Below are 22970 nucleotides of genomic sequence, written 5' to 3' on the forward strand. Positions count from 1 at the left end.
TCATGCCGGGTTCCTCGACTTGCCGATGTGCGCATAGCGAACAGTTGTTCGCAATGTACACACGCAGGGTAAGAGGTGATGCGGGTCACTGTCAATCACCCGAGGATCGTCGCCTCGCGGTTGACTCGGCTCACACTCGATGTTCATAATTAGCACACACGTTCACTATGCGAACATCGCAAGCGATCTAGGAGTGGTTGTGGCGAAGATTTCGTCCTTGGCGGATGCGGTCGCCGAGCTCATCCGCGACGGCGACACCGTCGCTCTCGAGGGGTTCACGCACCTCATCCCCGTGGCCGCCGGGCAGGAGATCATCCGGCAGCGCAAGCGCGATCTGACCTTGGTGCGGATGACGCCGGATATCGTCTACGACCAGCTGATCGGCGCCGGGTGCGCGCGCAAGCTGATCTTCTCCTGGGGCGGAAATCCGGGTGTGGGATCCCTGCACCGGTTCCGCGATGCGGTCCAGCGATCCTGGCCGGCGCCCCTGGCGATCGAGGAGCACAGTCATGCGGGCATGGCCAACCGCTACGTCGCGGGTGCGTCGGGACTGCCGTTCGCGGTGCTGCGCGGCTACATCGGCACCGATCTCCCCGCGGTGACCGACACGATCAAGCCGATCGTGTGCCCGTTCACCGGCGAACAGCTCACCGCCGTGCCCGCGCTCAACCCCGACGTCACGGTCATCCACGCCCAACGCGCGGACCGCACGGGGAACGTCCAGCTGTGGGGACTGCTCGGGGTTCAGAAGGAGGCGGTGCTCGCGGCGAAACGCAGCCTGGTCACCGTCGAGGAGATCGTCGACGAGCTGACCCCGATGCCCGGTGCGATCGTGCTGCCGAGCTGGGCCGTCACCGCGGTGGCCGCGGTACCCGGCGGTGCCCATCCCTCCTACGCGCAAGGCTATTCCGAGCGCGACAACGCCTACTACGCGGCCTGGGACGCCATCAGCCGCGACCGGGAGACCTTTACGCGGTGGCTCGACGACACCGTGTTCACCCCAACGACTGATCGCGCGAGTCTGATGAGCATCCCCGTGGAGACAGCATGACCACCATCGAAACACGCACCAGCACAACGGAATCGGAATACACATCCGACGAGATGATGACGGTCGCGGCGGCGCGCGCGCTGCGCGACGGCAAGAAGTGCTTCGTCGGCATCGGGCTGCCGTCCACGGCGGCGAATCTGGCCCGTACCACGCACGCTCCCGGTCTCGTCCTCATCTACGAGTCCGGGACGCTCGGTTCGAAGCCCGACCGGCTGCCCGCCTCGATCGGTGACGGCATCCTCGCCGAGACCGCCGACGCGGTGATCAGCGTGCCCGAGGTGTTCAACTACTGGCTCCAGCCCGGCCGCATCGACGTCGGCTTCCTCGGCGCGGCCCAGCTGGACAAATACGGCAATATCAACACCACCGTCATCGGCGGTGATTACGCCGACCCGAAGGTTCGGCTGCCGGGCGCTGGCGGGGCACCGGAGATCGCCGCGTCCTGCGGCGAGGTCTTCGTCGTTGTCCGCCAGTCCCAGCGGTCCTTCGTCGAGCAGGTCGATTTCGTCACCTCCTTCGGCCATGGACGCGGAACCGGTGAGCGCGCCGCGCTCGGCCTGCGCGGAGCGGGCCCGACCCTGGTCATCACCGATCTCGGTGTCATGCGCCCGGACGAGACCGGGGAGCTCGTCCTGGTCGCGCTGCATCCCGGCGTCACCGTCGAGCAGGTGCGTGCGGCGACCGGATGGACACTGCGGTTCGCCTCGGATCTAGCCGTGACCGAACCACCGACGGCCGCCGAACTGGCGACCCTGCGGGCGCTGAAGGCGGCGTCATGAGCGGCGCGTTCCTCTATGACGGCGTCCGCACCCCCTTCGGACGCTACGGTGGCGCGCTGAGCGGAATCCGTGCCGACGACCTCGCCGCCCACGTCGTGCGGACCCTCGCCGAACGCACTGAGCTGGACCCCGCCACCGTGGACGAGGTCATCTTCGGGGCCGCCAACCAGGCGGGCGAGGACAATCGCAATGTGGCACGGATGGCCGCGCTGCTCGCGGGCTGGCCCACCTCGATACCCGGCACCACCGTGAACCGGTTGTGCGGCTCGAGCATGGACGCGGCCATGCAGGCTTCGCGAATGATCGAAACCGGTGACGCGGCCACCGTGGTGGTGGGCGGCATCGAATCGATGAGCCGCGCCCCCTTCGTCATGGCCAAGCCCGCCAAGGGTTTTCCCTCCGGAAACGAGACCCTGCATTCGACCACGCTCGGCTGGCGGCTGGTCAACCCCGCCATGCCCGCACAGTGGACCGTCTCGCTGGGGGAAAGCACCGAAATCCTAGCCGCGCGATACGGCATCGGTCGCGCCGAGCAGGACGAGTTCGCCGCCCGCAGCCACCAGCTCACCGCCAAGGCATGGGACAACGGCTTCTACGACGATCACGTGGTCACGGTGCCCGAAACCGGCCTGACCCGGGACGAGTCACTGCGCCCGGACACCAGCATCGAGACCCTCGCTCGGCTGAAGACATCGTTCCGCAAGGATGGAACCGTGACGGCGGGCAATGCCTCCCCCCTCAACGACGGCGCGTCGGCCCTGCTGCTCGGTGACGAATCGCTGGCCGACCGACTGGGTTCGCCTCCGCTGGCGCGTATCGCGGGGCGGGGCGCCGCGGGCGTGGACCCCGACGTCTTCGGCATCGGACCCGTGCGTGCGGCGCACCTCGCGCTGCGACGCGCCGGCATCGGCTGGGCAGATCTGGGGGTGGTCGAACTCAACGAGGCGTTCGCCGCGCAATCGCTGGCCTGCCTGGCCGATTGGCCGGAGCTCGATCCGCGGATCGTGAACGTCAACGGCGGCGCGATCGCCATCGGACACCCGCTCGGCGCATCCGGAGGACGCGTCATCAACCAGCTCGCCCGCGAAATGCGGCGTAGCGGCAGCCGATGGGGGCTGGCCGCGATCTGCATCGGCGTCGGCCAAGGCCTCGCCGTCGTCCTGGAGGCAACCTCATGAAAACCCGACCGCATCCCCCGCAGCTCTCCGGTTTCCGCCGCGACCCCGCGGACACCCATCCGCCGCTGGACTCCCCCGACTACAAATCCAGCGCGCTGCGGCATCCCGTTCAGCCATTGGTGTTGTTGCCACAACGGCTCACCGAGGTCACCGGACCGGTGCTCGGCGCGGGTCGAATCGGCACCAAGGACAACGATCTGACCGCCCAGCATCGCGGCGAGCCGGTCGGCCAGCGCATCATCGTGCACGGCCGTCTCCTCGACGGCGACGGCAAGCCGATCCGCAACTCCCTGGTCGAGATCTGGCAGGCCAACGCCGGAGGCCGCTACCGACACGACCGCGACCGCTGGGACTCGCCGCTGGATCCGAACTTCGATGGCGTCGGGCGCACCCTCACCGACAGCGAGGGCCGCTACGAATTCACCACCATCAAACCCGGCGCCTACCCGTGGAAGAACCATCACAACGCCTGGCGTCCCTCCCATATCCACTTCTCGCTGTTCGGGCACGCGTTCACCCAGCGGCTGGTGACCCAGATGTACTTCCCGGACGATCCGCTGTTCTTCCAGGACCCCATCTTCAACGCGGTTCCCGAATCGGCCCGCCACCTGCTGATCAGCCGCTTCGACTACGAGCGCAGCCAGCCGGAACGGGCGCTGGCGTTCGAATTCGACATCGTGCTGCGCGGCCGCGCGGCCACCCCCTTCGAAACCGAGGAGGACGAGGACGATGACTGAACTGCGGACCACCCCGTCTCAAACCGTCGGCCCCTATCTGCACATCGGTTTGACCTGGGATGACGGACCGTATGCGGTGCCGCTCGGCACACCGGGGGCGCTCTGGATTCGGGGCCGCGTCTTCGACGGCGCCGGTGTGGCGATCGATGACGCCCTGGTCGAAATCTGGCAGGCGGACGAGGACGGCCATTTCGCGCACCCGGACGACCCTCGCGACGTCCGCCCGAATTTCCGCGGTTTCGCGCGCAGCGACACCCGCGACGGCCAATTCGCTTGCTACACGGTCATTCCCGGCGCAGTATCCGGCGCCGATGGTGGTAGACAGGCCCCGCACATCGATATGTCGGTCTTCGCCCGCGGACTGATGCACCGGGTTGTCACCCGCGTCTACTTCCCCGACCATGCCGACCAGCATTCGACCGACCCGGTATTGGCGACCGTTCCCGCGCAACGCCGTGGCACGTTGATCGCCGAACGCGGCAGCGATGGTTATGTCTTCGATGTGCACCTGCAGGGCGAATCCGAGACGATCTTCTTCGATGTCTGACAGCGTGTTCGACGCCGTGCTCGCGGCCGGTCCGGTTGCCGGGCAGGTAGCGGGTACGGCTTGGGTGCAGGCCATGCTCGACTTCGAGGGCGCGCTGGCACTGGCCTCGGCCGAAGCCGGCGTGATCCCGGCGACGGCCGCCGCGCAGATCGCGAACTGCTGTCGTGCCGACGCCTACGACATCGCCGAGATCGGCGCGCGGGCCGTCGGCATCGGCAACCCCGCCGGTCCGCTCGTTCGCGCTCTCACCGCACGCGTCGCGCCGGAGGCGGCCGCCTATGTGCATCTCGGCGCCACCAGTCAAGATGTGAGCGACACCGCCGCGATGCTGGTGACCGCGCGTGCGCTCGACGTGCTGCGCGGTGAGCTGGACGCCTGTGGGCGGCAGCTCGCGCGCCTCGCCGAGGAGCACAGCAGCACCGTCATGGCCGGACGCAGTCTGCTGCAGCAGGGGCCGCCGGTGACCTTCGGACTCACCGCGGCCGGTTGGCTCGGCGGGATCACCGCCGCGGTGAACCGGCTCGACGATATTCGCCGTCACCGCCTTGCGGTCCAGTTCGGCGGCGCGGTCGGCACCCTGGCAGCCCTGGGCGACAAGGGGATTCCGGTTCTCGGCGGCATCGCCCGGCGGCTCGAACTGGCCGAACCCAGCACGCCGTGGCACACCGAACGCAGCCGAATCGCCGAAGTGGCGGCGCTGTTGGGACAAACCTGCGGCGCGGTCGCGAAAGTCGCCCGCGACATCACCCTGCTCGCCCAGACCGAGGTGGCCGAGCTGCACGAGCAGGGACCTGCCGGAACCGGCGGTTCGTCCACCATGCCGCACAAGCGCAATCCGGTCGCCGCCGTCCTGGCCGTCGGCTCGGCCGAGGCCGCTCCCGGCCTGGCCGCCACGCTGCTCGGCGCGGCCGCGCACGAACACCAGCGGGCGGCGGGTTCCTGGCATGCCGAATGGCGGCCGCTGACCGAACTGCTGCGCACCACCGGATCCGCGGTGCACTGGCTGCGCACCAGCCTGGAAAGGCTGCATGTCGACCCGCGGCGGATGCGCGCCAATCTGGACATCACCGGCGGACTGCTGCTCGCCGAGAACGTCGCGATCGGATTGATGTCCGCGTCCGGGGGCACGGTGGGGCGACAGGCGGCAAGCGACGCCGTCGCAGCATGCTGCGAGTCAGCGCTCGCGGGCGCGGGAGACCTCGCCGATGTGCTGGCCGCCGACGCCGTCGTCGGAAAGTACCTGCAGCACAAGCAGATCAGCGACCTGCTCGACCCCGCGGACTATCTGGGCGCGACCGACGAGTTCGTCCGTCGGGCACTGAACGAATGGAACGGCACGTCATGAGCGAGCGCATGCACTACGTCCTCGATGGACCGCGGGCCGGAGCGCCCATCGTCCTGAGCGGATCGCTGGGCAGCGATGTCCGGATGTGGGAACCGCAGGTCGCCGCGCTGGCCGAGGCAGGCTACCTGGTGGTGCGCTACGACCACCGCGGACACGGTGGATCACCGGTGCCACCGGGTCCATACACGCTCGCCGATCTCGGTGGCGATGTACTCGCGCTACTCGACCACGTGGGTTTGCCCCGAGTGCATTTCGTCGGGCTGTCCCTCGGCGGAATGGTCGGCATGTGGCTCGGCGAGCACGCGCCACAGCGGTTGCTCACCTTGACGCTGTGCTGCACTTCGGCAGAGCTCGGCCCGCCGAGCGGTTGGGCCGAGCGCGCCGAGCTCGTCAGAGCCGAAGGAACACAGGCAGTTTCGGAGGCAGTCGTGCAACGATGGTTCACCCCGCACTGGCGCGACGCCAATCCGGAGCGAATTCACCGCTTCGAAAACATGGTCGCGGCAACTCCGGCCGAAGGCTACGCCTCCTGCTGCACCGCGATCGAGCACATGGACATCGCCTCCGGACTGTCCAGCGTCACCACCCCCACGATGGTCATCTCGGGGCAGGAGGACCCCGCCACGCCACCACCTCACGGGGCCCGCATCGCCGCCGCCATTACCGGGGCACGATTCGAAACCGTCTCCCCGGGAGCACATTTGGCCAGTGCGGAACAGCCCGATGCGATCAACGATCTGATTCTCCAGCACCTGAAGGACAACTCGTGAACGAGCGCGCGACCGAAGGCATGAGGGTACGACGCGAGGTGCTCGGCGACGCGCACGTCGACCGGGCCATCGCCAACACCACCGAATTCACCCGCCCCTTCCAGGAATACATCACCGAGGCCGCGTGGGGCGCGATCTGGACCCGCGACGGCTTGGACCGCCGCACCCGCAGTTGCGTTACCCTTGCGGTGCTCACCGCCCTCGGGCGGCACGAGGAGATCGCGATGCATGTGCGCGCCGCGATCACCAACGGTCTCACCGCCGCCGAGATCGCCGAGGTGCTGTTGCACACCAGCGTCTACGCAGGTGTGCCAGCGGCGAATGCAGCGTTCGCCATCGGCCAGCAGGTGCTGGCCGAACTCGGTGACGAAGCCGCGCGGTAGCGCGGGGAGTGGAGGAGGGACGACGATGACCACCGGCGAGCTGGACGGCTCGATGGGCGATGACGGCGCCACCCGCGGTGCGCACCATGTGCAGTCGCTCGAGCGGGGTCTCGCCGTCATCAAGGCGTTCGACGCACAGCATCCACAATTGACGCTGTCCGACGTCGCGCGCTCGACCGGTTTGACCCGCGCCGCCGCGCGGCGGTTCCTGCTCACCCTGGCCGATCTCGGTTATGTCCGCACCGACGGCAAGCACTTCTCACTCACGGCGAGGGTCCTGGAGCTGGGCTACTCCTATCTGTCCAGCATGACGCTGCCCGAGGTGGCCCAGCCCCATCTCGAAAGACTCTCCGCGGATGTGCACGAATCCAGCTCGGTGTCCGTGCTCGACGGCTCGGACGTCGTGTACATCGCCCGTGTCGCCGCCTCCCGCATCATGACCGTCAGTATCAATATCGGCACCCGTTTCCCCGCCTACGCCACCTCGATGGGCCACGTCCTGCTCGCGGGCCTGCCCACCAACCAACTCGATGACTACCTCTCCGCGACGACACTGACGCGACACACCTCGCACACCATCACCGACGCCGACACCCTGCGCGCGGAGCTGTCGACCGTGCGCACCCAGGGCTATTCCATCGTCGACCAGGAACTCGAGGAGGGCCTGCGGTCCGTCGCCGCGCCGGTGCGCGACCAGTCCGGCGCCGTCGTCGCCGCTGTCAACATCTCCTCCCACGCCACCCGCCGCTCCATGGATTCCGTACGCACGGAACTTCTTCCGCATCTGCTCGCCACCGCCGACCGGATCGAGCGTGACCTCGCGCTCGCGACTCCCGTCACGCGGCGCGGCTGAACACCCTCCGCAAGCTGTCCACTCGGCGGGAGAGGGCGCCGCGATCATCGCGACGACCAGCGATTTCCGGGCGGAAGTGCGAGCGGCTTTCGCCCGGACGCGGCCCAGATCGCGCTGTCCGACCATCACTTTCGGGACGGTCCGCCCGCAACCCAACACGTAGCGGCCCAGCGCGGGCCCGTGCTTCGTACCGCGTCCACCAGCGCATCATCCCCAACACCAGCTGACTCTCGAGCCGCCGCCTCTGCGACCGAATTAGCGGTAGTTCGTTACTCGTTCAGGCTAGCGGTCACCGGCTAGTACTCTCCTCCGATGGGATGATCGGGCACTACAACCCTCGCGCTGTTGAAACAGAACCAATACCAGTCGCCGCTGAGGTGATGGAATGCTCCTGTCGCGGGCCGGTGGCCAGAAAGACTGGCAAAGCCACTTCCCATCGAGCAATGGGCCGCCATCGGGCCAGTCCTGAAGTAGATGCCGTCGTTGCGGCGTTCCACACCGCGATCGCCGCTGGGTTCCACACCGCGAATGCGATAAAGGCCGAGCCGGTCACCTTCGAACGTCCGCGGATCGACACCGGCACCCACCTGCTGTGCCGCATCGTCGAATGCCTGCGCCGAGAAGTGCCAGCGCACAGCCATTGGCAGGTCTGCGCTCCATAAAGTGGCCGTGAGCGCGACGATCAGTGCGGGAGCAGCCAGGGGCCCGAGCTCAGGTACGCGAAGTCGCCGGGATCGGACTGCCAGGACCGGGTAGACGATGACCACGCACCACACCACAACCACCAAGAATGTCCCCCCGAGGATCAACAACGGCGACAACGACATCAGCTCGGCGCTGGCCGGCTTGCTCGCCGAGACGAGTATCGCAAGGCAGGCCACGACGGTGCAGACGAGCAGAAAATACCTGCGAAGCCGTGACCGCAATCGTCGGTTCCCCGGTCGGCTTTTCTCGGTCTGGGCCATGCTCATCCCGGGAGCCTAGACTCCAGCCTTGGATCATGAGTGTCGGTGCGTCGCCGCCGGTGAAGGGCGGCCACCGCGCGATCCTGTCTAATTCGTGTGTAATACAACCGAATTCGCCGCGCCGAGACGGCCGCCTGGCGAACACACCATAATGCCCGATCCGGCGTCTGGTCGGCTGCGTTATCCAGGTGCGCGTGGGCAGTTCCCGAGATGCGGTTGCGGATCGTCGCGTGCGAACAGTCTGGCGGCGACTTCGGCGAGCAGGTTCGATACCCCTTCGATCTGTGCGGAGATCAGGTCCCTCTGTTGGGGTGTGGGGGCGAGCAGGAGTTGTTCTGCTGCGCGCCAAGCGTATTCGCGCCAGATCTGCATCATCTGACCGACGGACATGAACACCATCGGCTCCATGCCCAGACCGGCGGTCAGGGTGGGGTCGGAATCGCCGTAGAGTGCGGTCAGTTCCGCGAGGACCTGCGGCTCGGCGGCGGTCAGCATGGCGCTGACCCGCTCGGAATCGGGCTTGCGGCTGGTGCCGTCGGGAGCGGTGACGCCCAAATCTGCGATCGTATAGGGCAGGTCGCGTGTGATGTGCGCGTTGTATGCGAGCACCGCGCTGCCGAGCACGGTCACCGAATGGGCATCGGCGGTCCGGAAGTTGTACTGCCAGGCGTCGGGAACCCTGTTTCGGTCGCCGTGGTAGTAGTTGTCGATCGCGTGGAAGTAATAATCCGCGAAGTGGACATCCTCGTTGTTCAGGTACGCCGGGTCGGCGAATCCGCCGACGGTATCGGCCGTGTGCCGCTCGGCCTTCGTGATGTCCAGGTAGGTCAGTAGAAACGGCGCATTGTCGTCACACGTCGCTCGCATGACCGCGGCGCGGCGCTCGAGCTCGGCGATAACCTCATCGACACACGACACCTGCCCGGAAGGGCATTCGTGCACCGTCGGCGTGTGCGGAATCGGTAGCGGCGCAAGCTGATACGCCCACGGCAGATACGTCCCGTCGGGCCCGAACAACTGCCGGGTGATCTGCAAAAGAGCCTGCACCGGCGGCAAGCCCGCGACCGCGAGCAGCAACCGTGATCCAGGCGAATCGTCGTGCTGGGCCGGCGCCGCGGGATCCGCCGATACCGGGCCACCCACAGATACGACTACCGCCAGAGCCAACACCGCCGTCCACACCAGCCGAGCGATACGCACCATCAGATCATCTCAGGCGGGAGCGCCAGCCGTCTCCGACACGTCGAATTCACCGGCAACAGCGTACAAATCCCCGAAACGCTACGTCCCACTGAGATATCTATCCCGTTGTGCGAAATGGCCTTTCATGGCCTGTGCCAATGGCACCAGCCCACTGCCAACACCATGACATGGGGTGGACCACCGGTGATGACGGATCGAGTGCGTGACATTGCCGGTGAAGGTGGTCCGTTCGACCTTCCCGTTGCGCGAAGCGGCATTTTATGTCCTCTCCGGCAGGCCAATAACGTCGGATTCATGGAGTGGAATTTTCAGTCGGCCGAAGAACTCGCGGCTGCCTTGCGTGCCGGTGAGGTGACCTCGGTGGAACTCACCGACGAGGCGATCGCCCGCATCGAGCGCGACGACAAGGTGATCAACGCGATCTGTGTACCGGATTTCGACCGTGCGCGGGCCGCCGCGCGCGATGCCGACCAGGTGCGCGCCCGCGGCGAGGATCGCCCGCTGCTCGGTATTCCGGTGACGGTCAAGGAGTCCTACAACATCGCCGGGCTGCCCACGACCTGGGGCATGGCGCAGCACGCGAACCATGTGCCGTCCGAGGACGCGGTTCAGGTGTCGCGGTTGAAGGCGGCCGGCGCGGTGGTGCTCGGTAAGACCAATGTGCCGTTGATGCTGCGAGATATCCAGAGCTTCAACGAGATCTACGGCACCACCAACAATCCGTGGGATCACGACCGCACCTCGGGTGGGTCGTCCGGTGGTTCGGCGGCGGCGCTGGCGTCCGGATTCGGCGCGCTGTCCATCGGCTCCGACCTCGCCGGTTCGCTGCGCACCCCCGCGCATTTCTGCGGCGTCTACGCACACAAGCCGACACTCGGGCTGGCGCCGACCCGTGGCATGGTCGCGCCGCCCGCGCACGCCTTGCCGATCGACCTCGACCTCGCCGTCGTCGGCCCGATGGCGCGCACCGCCCGCGACCTCGCGCTGCTGCTGGACGTGATGGCCGGACCGGACCCGCTGACCCACGGCGTCGGCTACGACGTCGCACTGCCACCCGCGCGCCACGAGCGGCTGTCGGACTTCCGTGTCCTGATCATCGAGGACCATCCGCTCATTCCGACCGGATCGGCGGTGCGGACGGGCGTGAACCGGGTCGCCGATGCGCTCGTCGACGAGGGCGCCCGCGTCGAACGGCACAGTCCGCTGCTGCCCGATCCGACCGAAGCGGCGACGCTCTACATGCTGCTGATGCTGTCGAACGCCGCCGCAGGTCTTTCCGTCGACGTGTACGAACAGCTGCAGACCCACGCCGCCGCCCTGAGCGCGGACGACCGGAGTCTCGATGCGGCGCGGCTGCGCGGCATGGTGCTCAGCCACCGCGACTGGGTCGAGGCGAACAACCGTCGCGAACTCCACCGCCACGGCTGGCGGCAACTCTTCGCCGAGTTCGATGCCGTGGTGTGCCCCATCACGCCCACTCCCGCCTTCCCACACGACCACAACGGCAGTCTGGAGAACCGGCACATCGACATCGACGGCGTCGATTACCCCTACTTCGACCAGCTCGTCTGGGCCGGTATGGCCACCATGCCCGGCCTGCCTGCCACCGCCATCCCCGCGGGCCGGTCCCCCGAGGGGCTGCCGGTGGGAGTGCAGCTCATCGGTCCGATGTTCGAGGACCGCACCCCATTACGGCTGGCCGAACTACTCGAGCGGAAGATCGGTGGCTTCCAGACACCGAAGTAACCACCGGGTGTCCACCCAGGACGTTGCGCCGCCCGCTCGAGGCGGGCGGCAGTTACCCGCTGGAACGCTGGGCCGTAGCAGTCTCTAGCCGGGCGCCGAGCGCGTTGACCTCATCACGCAGTCGGATGAGGTGCTCGATCGGATAACCGACCGCGGCCATCACGGCCTCGATCATCCGCCGGGCCTGCGGCTGCAAAGCACGTCCGGCTTCGGTGGCGCGCAACTCGACGGCGCGGCGGTCGTTGGTGCTGCGGACGCTCTCGACCAGACCGTGTGCCTGCAACCGCTGGACGAGCGGTGAGACCGTGCCGTAGTCCAGCCGCAGTTGTTCACCGAGCTCCTTCATGGTCATCGCGGGCCGTTCCCACAACACCAGAAGTGCCAGATACTGCGGATAGGTCACTCCCATCCCCTCGAGAAACGGCCGGTACGCCGCGGTCATCGACCGGGATGTGGAATACAGAGCAAAACACAGTTGTGATGCGAGCGAGAGCAGGTCGGCATCGGATCCCCCGACGGCTGCGGTGGCACCATCGGACCCCGCAGCCGCTCCGACAGGCGCCACTGGTGCGGGAGCCGCTTGTTCGGACATGATCTGACTGTACGCATATTTGTGCGCCTAATAGCACCATCCCTCGCTCACCGAACAACTCCGGCTAGCTGATCTCGATCGTCCCGTCGAAAACCATGGGGGTCGGGCCCGGTTTGCAGTCTTGGAACGAGCTCGTCGGCATGGGAACGCCGTAGCCGATCATGTTGGGCGCACCGTCCTGCCCCTTGGTGACGGTGATCTGGATCGCCATCGCATCAGGCGTGAAAACCATTACCGGTTCGGCGGTAGTGATGGGATAGACCAGCGACACGGTGTTGCCGTCGACCCGCAGGCAGGTCACAGGACCCGTGACCTTGATCGGCAGCTGCATATTCCCCAATCGCCCGGTGGCGACATAGGTGCCGGTCGCCGGACCGTCGCCCTGTCCCTGCGCCTCCACGTGCAGGACGCTCATGCCCATCACCTGCATATTGCCGTTGATCGATACGCTGGCGGGCTCGGCCGCTGCCTGCCCGGCCGTCGCGACCACCGCCGCCCCGGCCATAGCCACGGATGCGGCGAAACGCATAACCGAAGTTGTCATCACGAGACCTCCTCTGTCGGCTTGGCTGTGCGGCGGATACCCGGCGCGGCAGCAACCATGCCTCGCATCGGAGACGCCAGCGCGACCACCTCGCCGCCGATGTGGCGCTGGTGGCGCGTCTCACCTGCGGCGCGGGCCTCTCCTGGTCAGGCGCAGACCCCATACTTCAAGGGTTGTCGCGATCGCCATGTATTGCAGGTAGGCGGCGATCACAAGTTCGGCGCCGTAGTCGTGCAGCCATCCCCGTAATGGCAGCAGCGCCGCCACACCGAGGCTGATCAGCAATGCACCCAGCACCAGTGCCGGGATCCGCAGTGGCGCGAGCTGCTCATCGAGGAGAACACGGGCGGGCCGGCTCGAATCTGGCGCGGACCGCGAGTTCGGCTGGGAGGCGGCGGGGATACCGACACCGCTTGTGTCGAAGGGGTTGGGTATGGACGCTGGATTAGCCATAGCGTTCTCCGGGCCGACACTCCGATCGACCAAGGTAGCGATTCGATATGGAAGATGGCGTAACACGGGCGATCGCCCTGATCGACGACCGATCCGTCCTGTCATGCGGCGCAACTGCCGCTCCCCGACGTTTATGAAGGCTAACTATTAGCTAGCTATAGCGTGGCGGTAATCGAACCTCGAAAAAAGGACCAATTGCTCAGACGATTCCGCGCGTTCGTCCGAGACCGAATCGTGACCTAGCACAGATATGGGGCCTGAACTCGGTAAATAGCCCGTCCCGATGGGGAAATTCCAGCGCGGATGAGCAGGCGCGCAACCTTCGAAGTTACCGAACCGATATCCAGCCGAGAATTGGACGAGCGACCGGCTCACAGGATCGGGACCCGTTGCGACTGCGTTAGCCGTGGGCAGGGGTGACGATCGGCACCAGATACCTGCGCGCGAACTCGCCGAGCTCGTCGTCGGACCGCAGCTGGGCCGCACCATGGGGGGCGAGGATGAGCGAATGGACTACGCGGCAGACGATTTCGGCACGGATCATCAAATCGTCGGAGTCGGCGAGGAGTCCGCACTCCACCGCGCGGTCGAGTGTGGTGGCGGTTGCGCTGACGCACATGGCGAAGGTGGTGGCGCCGTCGACCGTGAGTTTCATGATCACTCGCTCGGGTTCGATCGCCAGCATTCGTTCGACCATGGGATGGGTGCGCCAGCGCGTGACGACCGTGACGAATATATCGGCGACGAGATCGTCGATGCTGCTGTGCCGTTCAGGCATTGCGGCGAGTTCGCCGAGCAGCGTCGCGACCTCGCGGCTGATGACAGCCTGCACGAGATCGTCGCGTGAGCCAACCCGCCGGTAGACGGTGACACGATCCACCCCGGCTTGCCGGGCGACGTCCTCGATCGTCGTCTTCTTGACCCCGACCTTGGCGAACTGCACGAGGGCGGCGTCGAGGATCCGCGTCTCGAGATCGTCCGCATCATCGCGGCTCAGGGGTGCTTTCGACGCCGTCTTCACCGGTTCGACGCTAGCAGAAAGCCCACGTTGTGCAACAATTCCAGCGAAAATGTTGCCTGCAACATTGCAATGTAATTTGTAGCACTGTACGGTCGCCGTATGGCTGACCCGGATGGCGTGACGAAGCGCACCTACGGCGACGACGTGCATGCGATCACCGCGCGCGACGTCCATTTCGAGTTCGATTCCGTGCCCATGCACTACATCCCCGGCGAGGTGCTGGCCACGCACATCGTCAATGTCATGCATTTGGTCCTGCCCGAGGGCGAGCGGGCCATGGCGCAGGCCTTGTCCGAAGCCCTGCCGCATATCCAGGACGAGCGGCTGCGGGAGGAGGTGATCGGGTTCGTCGGGCAGGAGACCATGCACGCCAACAGCCATGAGGCCGCACGCAGGCATCTACAGTCGATCGGCCTGGACGTAGACTCGTACGTCCGCAAGGTGGCATGGCTGGTCGACCGTATTCTCGGCGATCACGGTCTGACCGGACGGGCGAAAGAGCAGTGGCTCAAGGAACGCCTCGGCCTGTTCGCCGGTATGGAGCACTACACCGCTGTCCTCGGCGAATGGCTGCTCAACGCGGACGTTCTGGAGGAAAAGGGCATGCATCCGGCCATGCTGGACCTGGTCCGCTGGCACGGCGCCGAGGAAGTCGAGCACCGCAGCGTGGTCTACGACGCTTATATGTACGTCGACGGCAGTTACGCACGCCGGGCACGGACCGCGATCCTGGCCAGCCTGACCCTGCTGCCACTGTTCATCGTGTCGACGGCGTACATGTACCGCAAGGACCCGGAGGCCGATAACGGCAAATTCTGGTTGCGGCAGTTCGCCAGCGCCACCCGGCGCGGCGTGATCCCCAGTTGGACGGTATTTCTCACCGAGATCCCCCGCTACCTGCGGCCGGGCTTCCACCCCTCACAGCTGGGTCCGATGGACACAGCGCTGCGTTATCTCGGGCACTCGCCCGCCGCACGGGCGGCGGGTCACTGATGGGCGAGCCGACCGATAAAACCCCGGTGAGTCTGCGGGTGCTCGGCGGGATCATGGACGCCTACAAGAGTGTCTTCGTGAAAGGCGCTGCCGCACCACTGCTCTCGCGGCCGAAGCCGGTGCGGCGCACGGGATTCGGGCTGGATGTCCGCGTCGAGAGTGTCGAACGCCAGACCGCTGATGTGGTGAGCTTGACGCTGCGCGCGGCGCGGGGTGGCCCGCTGCCGAAATGGCGACCGGGCTCCCATGTGGATGTATTTCTGCCCTCCGGACGGCAGCGGCAGTACTCGCTGTGCGGGGATCCGTCGGATCGGTTCCGTTACCGAATCGCGGTGCGACTCATCCCGGACGGTGGCGGAGGCTCCCGGGAGGTGCACGAAGCGCTGCGCACCGGCGATGTTCTGCGAATTCGCGGTCCCCGCAACGCATTCACCTTCATCGACGCCCCGTCGTATCTGTTCCTGGCCGGTGGCATCGGCATCACACCGATCCTGCCGATGGTGCGGGCGGCGGGCTCGCGTGGTCGGCTGGTGTATGTCGGTCGATCGCGCGAGACCATGCCGTTCCTGCACGAGCTGCCCGGCGCGGATATCCGTCCCGACGACGAATTCGGTGTACCCGATATCGCCGAACTCATCGCTCGCGCGAAACCCGGTGCGGCCGTGTATGTCTGCGGACCGCCGCCGATGCTGGCGGCCGCGCAACGCTGCATGTTCGAACTGAATCCGACCGGATCGTTGCACACCGAGCGCTTCTCGGCGCTACCGGTCGCCGATGGCCGCGCCTTCGATATCACTCTCGCCCGCACCGGCGGCACCGTTCGGGTAGCCGCGGACGAGACCGCACTGGCCGCCCTGCGCCGTCGGCTCCCGGATATCGCCTACTCCTGCCAGCAAGGTTTCTGCGGCACCTGCAAGGTCGGTGTCGCCGCCGGATCCGTCGATCACCGCGACCGTCTGCTCACCGATTCCGAACGAGCCGATCACATGCTGGCGTGCGTATCGCGCGCCGCTGGCGACGAACTCGTACTCGACCTCTGAACGGCCGGACACCATGAACGTAGAACACACCCATATCGCCGTCGTCGGCGCGGGATTCGGCGGCATCGGGCTCGCGGTGAAACTGCGGGAGGCCGGATTCGAGGACTTCGTCGTCTTGGAACGCGCGAATGATCTGGGCGGAACCTGGCGCGCCAACACTTATCCCGGTTGTGCGTGCGATGTCCCCTCCCAGTTGTACAGCTACTCCTTCGCGCCCAATCCCGACTGGTCACGCACCTACGGCAAGCAGACCGAGATCCTCGAATACCTCCGCTCGGTGGCCGTGGACCACGATGTGGTCCGCTCCATTCGCTTCGGCGCGGAGGTGCTGGCCGCCCGCTGGGACGAGGCCGCATCGCGGTGGCGCATCGAGACCACACAGGGTTCGCACACGGCGGACTTTCTCGTGTCGGCGACGGGCATCTTCGCGGAGGCGAAGTATCCCGACCTGCCAGGTCTGGACACATTCGCGGGCAAGAGCTTCCATTCACTGCACTGGGATCACGACCACGATCTCACCGGCGAGCGCGTCGCGGTCATCGGCACCGGCGCCTCCGCCGTGCAGTTCGTGCCCGAAATCCAGGCCCGGGTCGGCAAATTGCTGCTGTTTCAACGGTCCGCGCCGTGGATCGTGCCGCGCATGGACCGCAGGACACTGCCCGCCGAACGGTATCTCCTGCGCAATATCCCGTTGGCGCAGAAGGCTGTTCGCGGCCTGTGGTATTCGGCTATCGAGGCGTTCGGGCTGATCTCGCTGGTGGACCAGCGCTTCCGACATCCCTACGAAGGCCTGGCCCGGTGGCAGCTGCTGCGTCAGGTGCGAAATCCGTTGTTGCGCAAGACCTTGACGCCCGACTACGTGATCGGCTGCAAGCGCGCCATCTTCTCCGACGCGTATCTGCCTGCGCTGGACCAGCCCAATGTCGAGGTCGTCACGCAGGGCATCGCCGAGGTGCGGCCGCATTCGATCGTGCTGCGCGACGGCACCGAACACGAAGTCGACACCATAATCCACGGCACCGGGTTCACCCCGATTCCCACCGCCTACGAACGACTCGTCGGCCGCGACGGGACCTCACTCGCCGAGCTCTACCACAAGCAGCCGCAGAGCTACCTCGGTGCGGCGGTCGCTGGATTTCCCAACTTCTTCTGCACGCTGGGCCCCTTCGGCGCGGCCGGAAACCAGTCGGCCATCTATATGATCGAATCGCAGATCACCTACATCGTCGATGCGCTGAAATCGGTGCGCCGCAATGGAGTTCGCCGCCTAGAGGTGCGGCCGGAAGCACAGGATGAATTCCTCGCGGAAATGGCGCGACGTAGTTCTACCAGCGTCTGGCTCACCGGCGGCTGCACGAGCTACTACACCACACCCGACGGGCTCAATGCCGGACTGTATCCGAACTGGAGTTTCGAATACCGCCGTCGCACACGCGCTTTCGACGCCGACGCTTACGAGGTGACCACATGAGCGCTCCCCGTTTCGACACTCTCTGCGCCGCCTTCCAGCACAACGCGACCATCGATCCCGACGCCGTCGCGGTGCGCACGGTGGGCGGTGCCGAGGAGCTCACTTGGCGTGAATACGCCGCGCAGGTACGCCGTATCGCCGCCGGTTTCGCCGCGCTCGGCATCGGCCGCGGTGACACCGTGGCACTGATGATGGGCAACCGGGTGGAGTTCTATCCGATCGACGTCGGCGCACTGCACGCCGGAGCCACGTCCTTCTCCATCTACAACACACTGCCGCCCGAGGGGATCGCGCATGTGCTGAGCAATGCGGGGGCATCAGTGGTGGTATGTGAGGCGCAATACCTCGACCGCATCCGACGCTCCGGCGCGGCCCCCGCACACATCGTCGTATTGGACGGCGACTCGATCGAAGGCACGCTGACCCTGCATCAGCTGCAGACGCTCGGCGCCAGCCACTTCGATTTCGCGAAGTCCTGGAAAGCTACGAAGCCCGACGACGTCGCCACCCTCATCTATACCTCAGGCACCACCGGCAACCCCAAGGGCGTCGAAACCACGCACGCCAATCTGCTGTTCGAGGCCCATGCGCTGGCCCAGGTGCTGCCGATCGAATTCGGCGATCGGATCACTTCGTTCATGCCCTCGGCCCATATCGCCGACCGGTTGACCGCGCTCTACCTGCAGATAGTGTTCGGCATCCAGGTGACGGTGGTGTCCGAACCGGCGCTGATCGCGGCGGCGCTGCCGGATTGCCGTCCAACCATCTGGGGTGCGGTACCGCGGGTGTGGGAGAAGCTGAAGGCCGCAATAGAACTCGGCGTCGCCGACGAGCCCGATGCCGCGCGCGCCGCTGGCCTGCGCTGGGCCCTCGACACCGCACGCAAACGCATGGACCTGCTGCGTGCCGGAGAGCCCGTTCCGGCCGACCTGGCTGCCGAATTCGAGAAAGCCGATGCCGCCGTACTATCGGCGCTACGCACGAAACTCGGCTTCGCCGAACTGAAGTGGGCCATCTCCGGCGCAGCCCCGATCCCGGCCGACACCCTCGCCTTCTTCGCCGCACTCGGACTCCCTATCTCCGAGATCTGGGGCATGTCCGAACTCACCTGCATCGCAACCGTATCCCCTTACGCACCAACCGAACTCGGGACGGTCGGCCGACCGGTGCCGGGAATGGATATGCGGCTCGCACACGACGGTGAGCTGTTCGTACGCGGCCCGCTGGTCATGAAGGGCTACCGCGGCGAACCGGAAAAGACGGCCGAGGCCATCGACACCGACGGCTGGCTCGCCACCGGCGATGTGATGACCCGCGACGACAACGGCTGTCTGCGCGTCGTCGACCGCAAGAAAGAACTCATCATCAATGCGTCGGGAAAGAACATGTCTCCCGCCAATATCGAGAACGCGGTACGCGCGGCCGCTGGTCTGATCGGCACCGTCGTCGCCATCGGCGACGGCCGCCCCTATGTCACCGCCCTGGTGACACTGGATCCGGACATCGCCGCGAGTTTCGCCGCCGAGCATGAGATCCCCTTCACCGCCGCCGCTCTCGTCGAACATCCGGACATCATCGAACGAGTCTCTGCCGCTATCGATTCCGCGAACCAGGCCCTGTCGCGCGTCGAACAGATCAAACGCTTCCGCCTGCTACCGACCTTCTGGGAACCCGGCGGCATCGAACTCACCCTCACCATGAAACTTCGGCGCAAACCCATCACCGACACGTACGCCGCCGACATCGACCTGCTCTATGCCGACCCGCAGCCCGCAGGCGTGCACAGCCCCGCCACCAAGGCAACAGTCTCCCGATAACCCGCTGGAACCGCACTCGCCGCCGCGGACATCGAGCCAGGCGCCGGTACGGCCGCTGTGTTCGAGGGCGAGGCGGGCACAGCGAGCCTGTTTCTCGAGCAGGTAGACGATCGCAACAGAATTGCGGGGGATGAGATTCGAGTCGCGATCACTGCCGGGAATCCGCGGGCATCCCCCGGGCGGCCGAGGACTTCCCGGCGGAGCGGCCCAGCTGTCGACGCGCTATCGCGTCCGATGGTTCCGCGGTCAAGAATGCCCGGCCCGCGTTTCCGCGGTTCAGCAGCTCGATCAATTCCGCCGAATCCGAGCACATAGATGCGGCCACCGTGGTCAATTCGGTAGCAATTTCGGACAGCACTTTCGATACCTCGGTCGCATTGGCTCGCAAGATATCCCTCCACAGCGCAGTGTCACCGGCGGCGACACGGGCGGCTTCCCGGATCCCGGCTCCGCGCAACCGCGACACCGCATCATCGGCGCCTTGGACGCTCGCCGCCAATGCGCATGCGACCAGATACGGCACATGCGAAATCCGGGCGATGGCCCGATCATGCTCGGATGGCGTCATCATTACCGCGTGTGCGCCGGTCAGGCCGACCAACTCGACAACCGCGTCGATCGCCGCCGGACTCGCGTTCGGCAGCGGGGTGAGAGCCCACGCCCGAGCTCGGAACAGATCGGCCGACGCGGCCAGCGGACCCGAGCGCTCACTACCGACCATGGGATGTCCACCGACATAGTTCGTCAGGTCGCAGCCGATCACCTCGGCCTCGGCCGTAGGCGCCACTTTGACACTCCCCACATCGGTATAGAAATGTGCGAGCGATTTGGCCTGACATTCGGCGAGCACCGCCGCGATATCGCTCGGCGGCACCGCCAGCACCGCGATATCGACCGGCGCCGCAGGGAGGCCGACGACTCCCGCTCGCCGCGCCGCCGCCATGGCCGCCGCATTCGGATCCCGATCGCACAGATACGTCAGAATTCCCTTGGCGCGCAACGCCAGCGCGATGGATGTCCCGATCATTCCGGTGCCGATTACGGCAACCTCATGCACCGACTCGTCCGCCGGCGTATTCACCCCGTGATCACGCACGACTACTCCTCACCCACCGCTCGGACATCAGCACAAGCATCGCCGTATAGGTGTACCGATGACATCGGTAGCTCGGGTAGACAGCTGTCGTCGAGGATTTCGCGCCGGCAATACCGATGCGCCGCGGCTACCTATGACGAGATGATCTCCAGACCGATCCCTCGAATCGAGCAGGAAAGCACAGCATGACCAGACGCAAGGTGACCGCGAACATCAGCCTCACCCTCGACGGGCGCTACCACGGCCCCGGCGGGCCTGCCGACATGGGCGCGATCATCCCCTACGCGACCACCGAAGTCGCACGAAACCACATGAACCGCATCTGGGAGAATGCCACGACGGCCTTGCTCGGCCGACTCAACGCCGAAGGCTTCCTCGGGTTCTGGCCGACGGTCGCCCAGGACGAGAATGCCGATCCACGCGACCGCGGATACGCGAAATGGCTGGTCGACGCCGAAAAGGTGGTCTTCTCGACCACCTTGACCGAGGCGCCTTGGGAACACACCCGGATCGTGAACGCCCCCGCCGCCGATATCGTCACCGAACTGAAGACCACCGGCGCAGGCGACATCCTCGTGAACAGCAGCGCGAGCATCATCAAACAGCTCCTGGCGGCAGACCTGCTCGACCGGCTCTATCTCATCATCTGCCCCGAGATCGCCGGAGGTGGACAACGACTGTTCGACGACGGCCTGCCCACTTCGAAATGGACTCTCGCACACCAGGAAACCGGGGAACTCGGCGAGATCGCGCTGGTCTACGACCGCACCAACTGACGGCCGCGCCCCGACCGGAGTTCAGCGTGCCGCGGCAAGCACCCGATTCGTCGCCGCGGCATTGCCGACGGTAATCCTGATGCCCGTGCCGCAATGCTTGACCTGGATTCCGTCGCGCACGAAAGCCGCACGGAGCCGGTCGATTTCGGCGGGACGGCCGGAATCCAGGTACACGAAATTCGCCGCGCTCCTCGGCACCGCGAACCCCAGCTCGCGCAACCCTTCGGTGAGCCGACCGCATTCGTGGGTGATCGCCGCGGTGCGCACCGCCAATTCCGCCTCGGCGTCGTAGCATGCCCGCACACCGGTCTCGGCCAGCGCGGTCACCCGGAACGGCAACTGCCACCGTCGAATTCGCGCGATCACCGGAACCGCGCCGAGCCCGAACCCGACTCGCAGCGCTGCCAACCCGTACGCCTTCGAGAAGGTCCGCGTCACAACCAGATTCGGATACCGCACCACCAAATCGGTGGTGGCCACCCGATCCGCCACCGCGACGAAGTCGATATACGCCTCGTCGAGCAGGACCGTCACCGACGGATCGATCCGATCGAGGAAACCGGCCAGTTCGACCTGTCCGATGCAGGTGCCGGTCGGATTGTGCGGACTGCACAGCACAACCACCCGCGTGCGCGCATCGATGGCATCGCGCATGGCGTCGAGATCCTGATGGCCGTCCGCGGTGAGCGGAATTTGCACCGCCCGACCGCCGACGGTCTCGGTCAGCAGCGGATATCCGTCGAAGGTCGGCGTCGCCATCACCACGCCGTCGCCGGGCGCGACGAACTCTCGCAGGATATACGTGATGACTCCGGTGGCACCCGCGCCGACCACCACCTGCGCGGAAGGTACGCCCAGCCGTTCGGCGATCATCCCGGGCAGCCTGCGCGGCAGGTATTCCGGATACCGGTTCGGCACTATCCGTGCGCCACGTAATGCGGCATGCACGGATGGCAAAGGGCCATAAGGATTTTCGTCCAGCGCGAGCCTATGCTCCAATTCCGGGGTCGGCGACATATCGAATCCCTCGCTCAGCGTCGATGAACGCCCGCACGACTTTTCGTGCGGGCGCTCGATTCGAACGGACGGTATGCGGTCGCTAGATCACGGCATTCATGATCGTGCCCGCACTGGTGGCGACCGCACCACCGGCCATCGCGCTGGCGATCATCTTCGGCGACTGCAACCCGCCCCCTGACCATTTCTCCCAGGCGAACCGACCACCGCCGTAGGTAATGGCGGTGACCCCGGACAACTGAATCAGCCAGGTGAAATACCGGCCCATTTGCATCAGTTTGTCCGCCAGCGGCGGCGCCTCCGGTGTCGGATTACCGACCTCGGCTAGCACGGTGTCGTGTAACGCGGCGAGAATCATGCTCACTTTCATGCTCCTTGTCGCATGCCGGTGCTGGGAGAAGAAGAGACCTCGCAGAAAAGAAGAGACTTCGCAATGGACCGCTACAGCGCCTTGACCTCATAGATTCAACCGCATCAAGATCAAGTGGCCGGGCCGACACACCGGAATCGATCCCCTAATGCCGTCCGAATCCCGGCTTGCCGGACCGATGCCGCACCTATCCTGAGCGAGGAAAATTCGCCGAAGAGGGCCG

At 66.1% G+C, this 22970-nt stretch carries 24 protein-coding genes; 15 read left to right on the top strand and 9 right to left on the bottom strand.

Annotated elements, in window-relative coordinates; translation table 11 throughout:
* Positions 1-199 precede the first annotated feature (199 nt).
* Genes ACQP1T_RS23790 through ACQP1T_RS23830 form a run of 9 tightly spaced genes read left to right on the top strand, consistent with a single transcriptional unit; the run spans position 200 to position 7643 of the window.
* Entirely contained in the window at positions 200-1051 is an 852-nt protein-coding gene (locus ACQP1T_RS23790) for a CoA transferase subunit A (protein ID WP_433755247.1), read from the top strand.
* Positions 1048-1830, top strand: a complete 783-nt coding sequence (locus ACQP1T_RS23795) for a CoA-transferase subunit beta (protein WP_433755248.1) — start codon at positions 1048-1050, stop codon at positions 1828-1830. Before ACQP1T_RS23790 ends, ACQP1T_RS23795 begins: the two co-directional genes overlap by 4 nt.
* Positions 1827-3008, top strand: coding sequence for a thiolase family protein (locus ACQP1T_RS23800; protein ID WP_433755249.1), 1182 nt, complete (start codon positions 1827-1829; stop codon positions 3006-3008). Before ACQP1T_RS23795 ends, ACQP1T_RS23800 begins: the two co-directional genes overlap by 4 nt.
* Complete coding sequence (pcaH, locus tag ACQP1T_RS23805) at positions 3005-3745, top strand: protocatechuate 3,4-dioxygenase subunit beta (protein WP_433755250.1); 741 nt, start codon at positions 3005-3007, stop codon at positions 3743-3745. Before ACQP1T_RS23800 ends, pcaH begins: the two co-directional genes overlap by 4 nt.
* On the top strand, positions 3738-4292 hold the full coding sequence (gene pcaG, locus ACQP1T_RS23810) for a protocatechuate 3,4-dioxygenase subunit alpha (protein WP_433755251.1): 555 nt from the start codon (positions 3738-3740) through the stop codon (positions 4290-4292). Before pcaH ends, pcaG begins: the two co-directional genes overlap by 8 nt.
* On the top strand, positions 4285-5637 hold the full coding sequence (gene pcaB, locus ACQP1T_RS23815) for a 3-carboxy-cis,cis-muconate cycloisomerase (protein WP_433755252.1): 1353 nt from the start codon (positions 4285-4287) through the stop codon (positions 5635-5637). Before pcaG ends, pcaB begins: the two co-directional genes overlap by 8 nt.
* Complete coding sequence (gene pcaD / locus ACQP1T_RS23820; protein WP_433755253.1) at positions 5634-6407, top strand: 3-oxoadipate enol-lactonase; 774 nt, start codon at positions 5634-5636, stop codon at positions 6405-6407. The genes pcaB and pcaD overlap by 4 nt, the downstream gene beginning before the upstream one ends.
* Positions 6404-6790 (top strand): 4-carboxymuconolactone decarboxylase, encoded by a 387-nt coding sequence (gene pcaC / locus ACQP1T_RS23825; RefSeq protein ID WP_433755254.1) that lies wholly within the window; start codon positions 6404-6406, stop codon positions 6788-6790. The genes pcaD and pcaC overlap by 4 nt, the downstream gene beginning before the upstream one ends.
* A gap of 25 nt (positions 6791-6815) precedes the next feature.
* On the top strand, positions 6816-7643 hold the full coding sequence (locus tag ACQP1T_RS23830; protein WP_433755255.1) for an IclR family transcriptional regulator: 828 nt from the start codon (positions 6816-6818) through the stop codon (positions 7641-7643).
* 296 nt (positions 7644-7939) lie between these two features.
* On the opposite strand, the gene ACQP1T_RS23835 is transcribed toward ACQP1T_RS23830, so the two are convergent.
* Both ACQP1T_RS23835 and ACQP1T_RS23840 read right to left on the bottom strand, forming a co-directional pair.
* Complete coding sequence (locus ACQP1T_RS23835; protein WP_433755256.1) at positions 7940-8614, bottom strand: hypothetical protein; 675 nt, start codon at positions 8612-8614, stop codon at positions 7940-7942.
* Positions 8615-8788: 174 nt separating this feature from the next.
* The gene (locus tag ACQP1T_RS23840; RefSeq protein WP_433755257.1) at positions 8789-9811 is read right to left on the bottom strand and encodes a DUF5995 family protein; all 1023 of its coding nucleotides are present in this window, start codon (positions 9809-9811) and stop codon (positions 8789-8791) included.
* 294 nt (positions 9812-10105) lie between these two features.
* On the opposite strand from ACQP1T_RS23840, the gene ACQP1T_RS23845 reads away from it, so the two are divergent.
* Positions 10106-11557, top strand: coding sequence for an amidase (locus ACQP1T_RS23845; protein WP_433755258.1), 1452 nt, complete (start codon positions 10106-10108; stop codon positions 11555-11557).
* Between the two features lie 52 nt (positions 11558-11609).
* Here ACQP1T_RS23845 and ACQP1T_RS23850 read toward each other — a convergent pair whose 3' ends face one another.
* From ACQP1T_RS23850 to ACQP1T_RS23865, 4 genes are all read right to left on the bottom strand, one after another.
* Entirely contained in the window at positions 11610-12149 is a 540-nt protein-coding gene (locus ACQP1T_RS23850) for a MarR family winged helix-turn-helix transcriptional regulator (RefSeq protein WP_433755260.1), read from the bottom strand.
* 64 nt (positions 12150-12213) lie between these two features.
* Complete coding sequence (locus ACQP1T_RS23855; protein ID WP_433755261.1) at positions 12214-12693, bottom strand: hypothetical protein; 480 nt, start codon at positions 12691-12693, stop codon at positions 12214-12216.
* Positions 12694-12813: 120 nt separating this feature from the next.
* Positions 12814-13146, bottom strand: coding sequence for a hypothetical protein (locus ACQP1T_RS23860; protein ID WP_433755262.1), 333 nt, complete (start codon positions 13144-13146; stop codon positions 12814-12816).
* Between the two features lie 400 nt (positions 13147-13546).
* Positions 13547-14317 carry a TetR/AcrR family transcriptional regulator gene (locus ACQP1T_RS23865; protein ID WP_433755263.1) on the bottom strand — a complete coding sequence of 257 codons (771 nt, stop codon included), beginning with the start codon at positions 14315-14317 and terminating at the stop codon, positions 13547-13549.
* On the opposite strand from ACQP1T_RS23865, the gene ACQP1T_RS23870 reads away from it, so the two are divergent.
* The 4 genes from ACQP1T_RS23870 to fadD11 are packed head-to-tail and all read left to right on the top strand — an operon-like array spanning position 14267 to position 19488.
* Positions 14267-15160 (top strand): metal-dependent hydrolase, encoded by an 894-nt coding sequence (locus ACQP1T_RS23870; RefSeq protein WP_433755264.1) that lies wholly within the window; start codon positions 14267-14269, stop codon positions 15158-15160. The two genes, ACQP1T_RS23865 and ACQP1T_RS23870, sit on opposite strands and share 51 nt — an antisense overlap.
* A complete protein-coding gene (locus tag ACQP1T_RS23875; protein ID WP_433755265.1) occupies positions 15160-16200 on the top strand; it encodes a PDR/VanB family oxidoreductase in 1041 nt (346 codons plus the stop codon). The genes ACQP1T_RS23870 and ACQP1T_RS23875 overlap by 1 nt, the downstream gene beginning before the upstream one ends.
* Before the next feature lie 13 nt (positions 16201-16213).
* Positions 16214-17671, top strand: a complete 1458-nt coding sequence (locus ACQP1T_RS23880) for a flavin-containing monooxygenase (RefSeq protein ID WP_433755266.1) — start codon at positions 16214-16216, stop codon at positions 17669-17671.
* Positions 17668-19488, top strand: a complete 1821-nt coding sequence (gene fadD11, locus ACQP1T_RS23885) for a fatty acid--CoA ligase FadD11 (RefSeq protein ID WP_433755267.1) — start codon at positions 17668-17670, stop codon at positions 19486-19488. The genes ACQP1T_RS23880 and fadD11 overlap by 4 nt, the downstream gene beginning before the upstream one ends.
* 148 nt (positions 19489-19636) lie before the next feature.
* Here the strand turns inward: fadD11 and ACQP1T_RS23890 are convergent, their stop codons facing one another.
* The gene (locus ACQP1T_RS23890) at positions 19637-20584 is read right to left on the bottom strand and encodes a prephenate dehydrogenase (RefSeq protein ID WP_433755268.1); all 948 of its coding nucleotides are present in this window, start codon (positions 20582-20584) and stop codon (positions 19637-19639) included.
* A gap of 185 nt (positions 20585-20769) precedes the next feature.
* On the opposite strand from ACQP1T_RS23890, the gene ACQP1T_RS23895 reads away from it, so the two are divergent.
* Positions 20770-21360: a dihydrofolate reductase family protein gene (locus tag ACQP1T_RS23895; protein WP_433755269.1), complete on the top strand. Its 591-nt coding sequence runs from the start codon at positions 20770-20772 to the stop codon at positions 21358-21360.
* Positions 21361-21381: 21 nt separating this feature from the next.
* On the opposite strand, the gene ACQP1T_RS23900 is transcribed toward ACQP1T_RS23895, so the two are convergent.
* Both ACQP1T_RS23900 and ACQP1T_RS23905 read right to left on the bottom strand, forming a co-directional pair.
* Positions 21382-22377 (bottom strand): pyridoxal phosphate-dependent aminotransferase, encoded by a 996-nt coding sequence (locus ACQP1T_RS23900; RefSeq protein WP_433755270.1) that lies wholly within the window; start codon positions 22375-22377, stop codon positions 21382-21384.
* Positions 22378-22459: 82 nt separating this feature from the next.
* Positions 22460-22735 (bottom strand): hypothetical protein, encoded by a 276-nt coding sequence (locus tag ACQP1T_RS23905; RefSeq protein WP_433762336.1) that lies wholly within the window; start codon positions 22733-22735, stop codon positions 22460-22462.
* Positions 22736-22970: the final 235 nt, after the last annotated feature.

Source organism: Nocardia sp. CA-135398, from assembly GCF_050955845.1.
In the GTDB taxonomy this organism is placed as follows: domain Bacteria; phylum Actinomycetota; class Actinomycetes; order Mycobacteriales; family Mycobacteriaceae; genus Nocardia.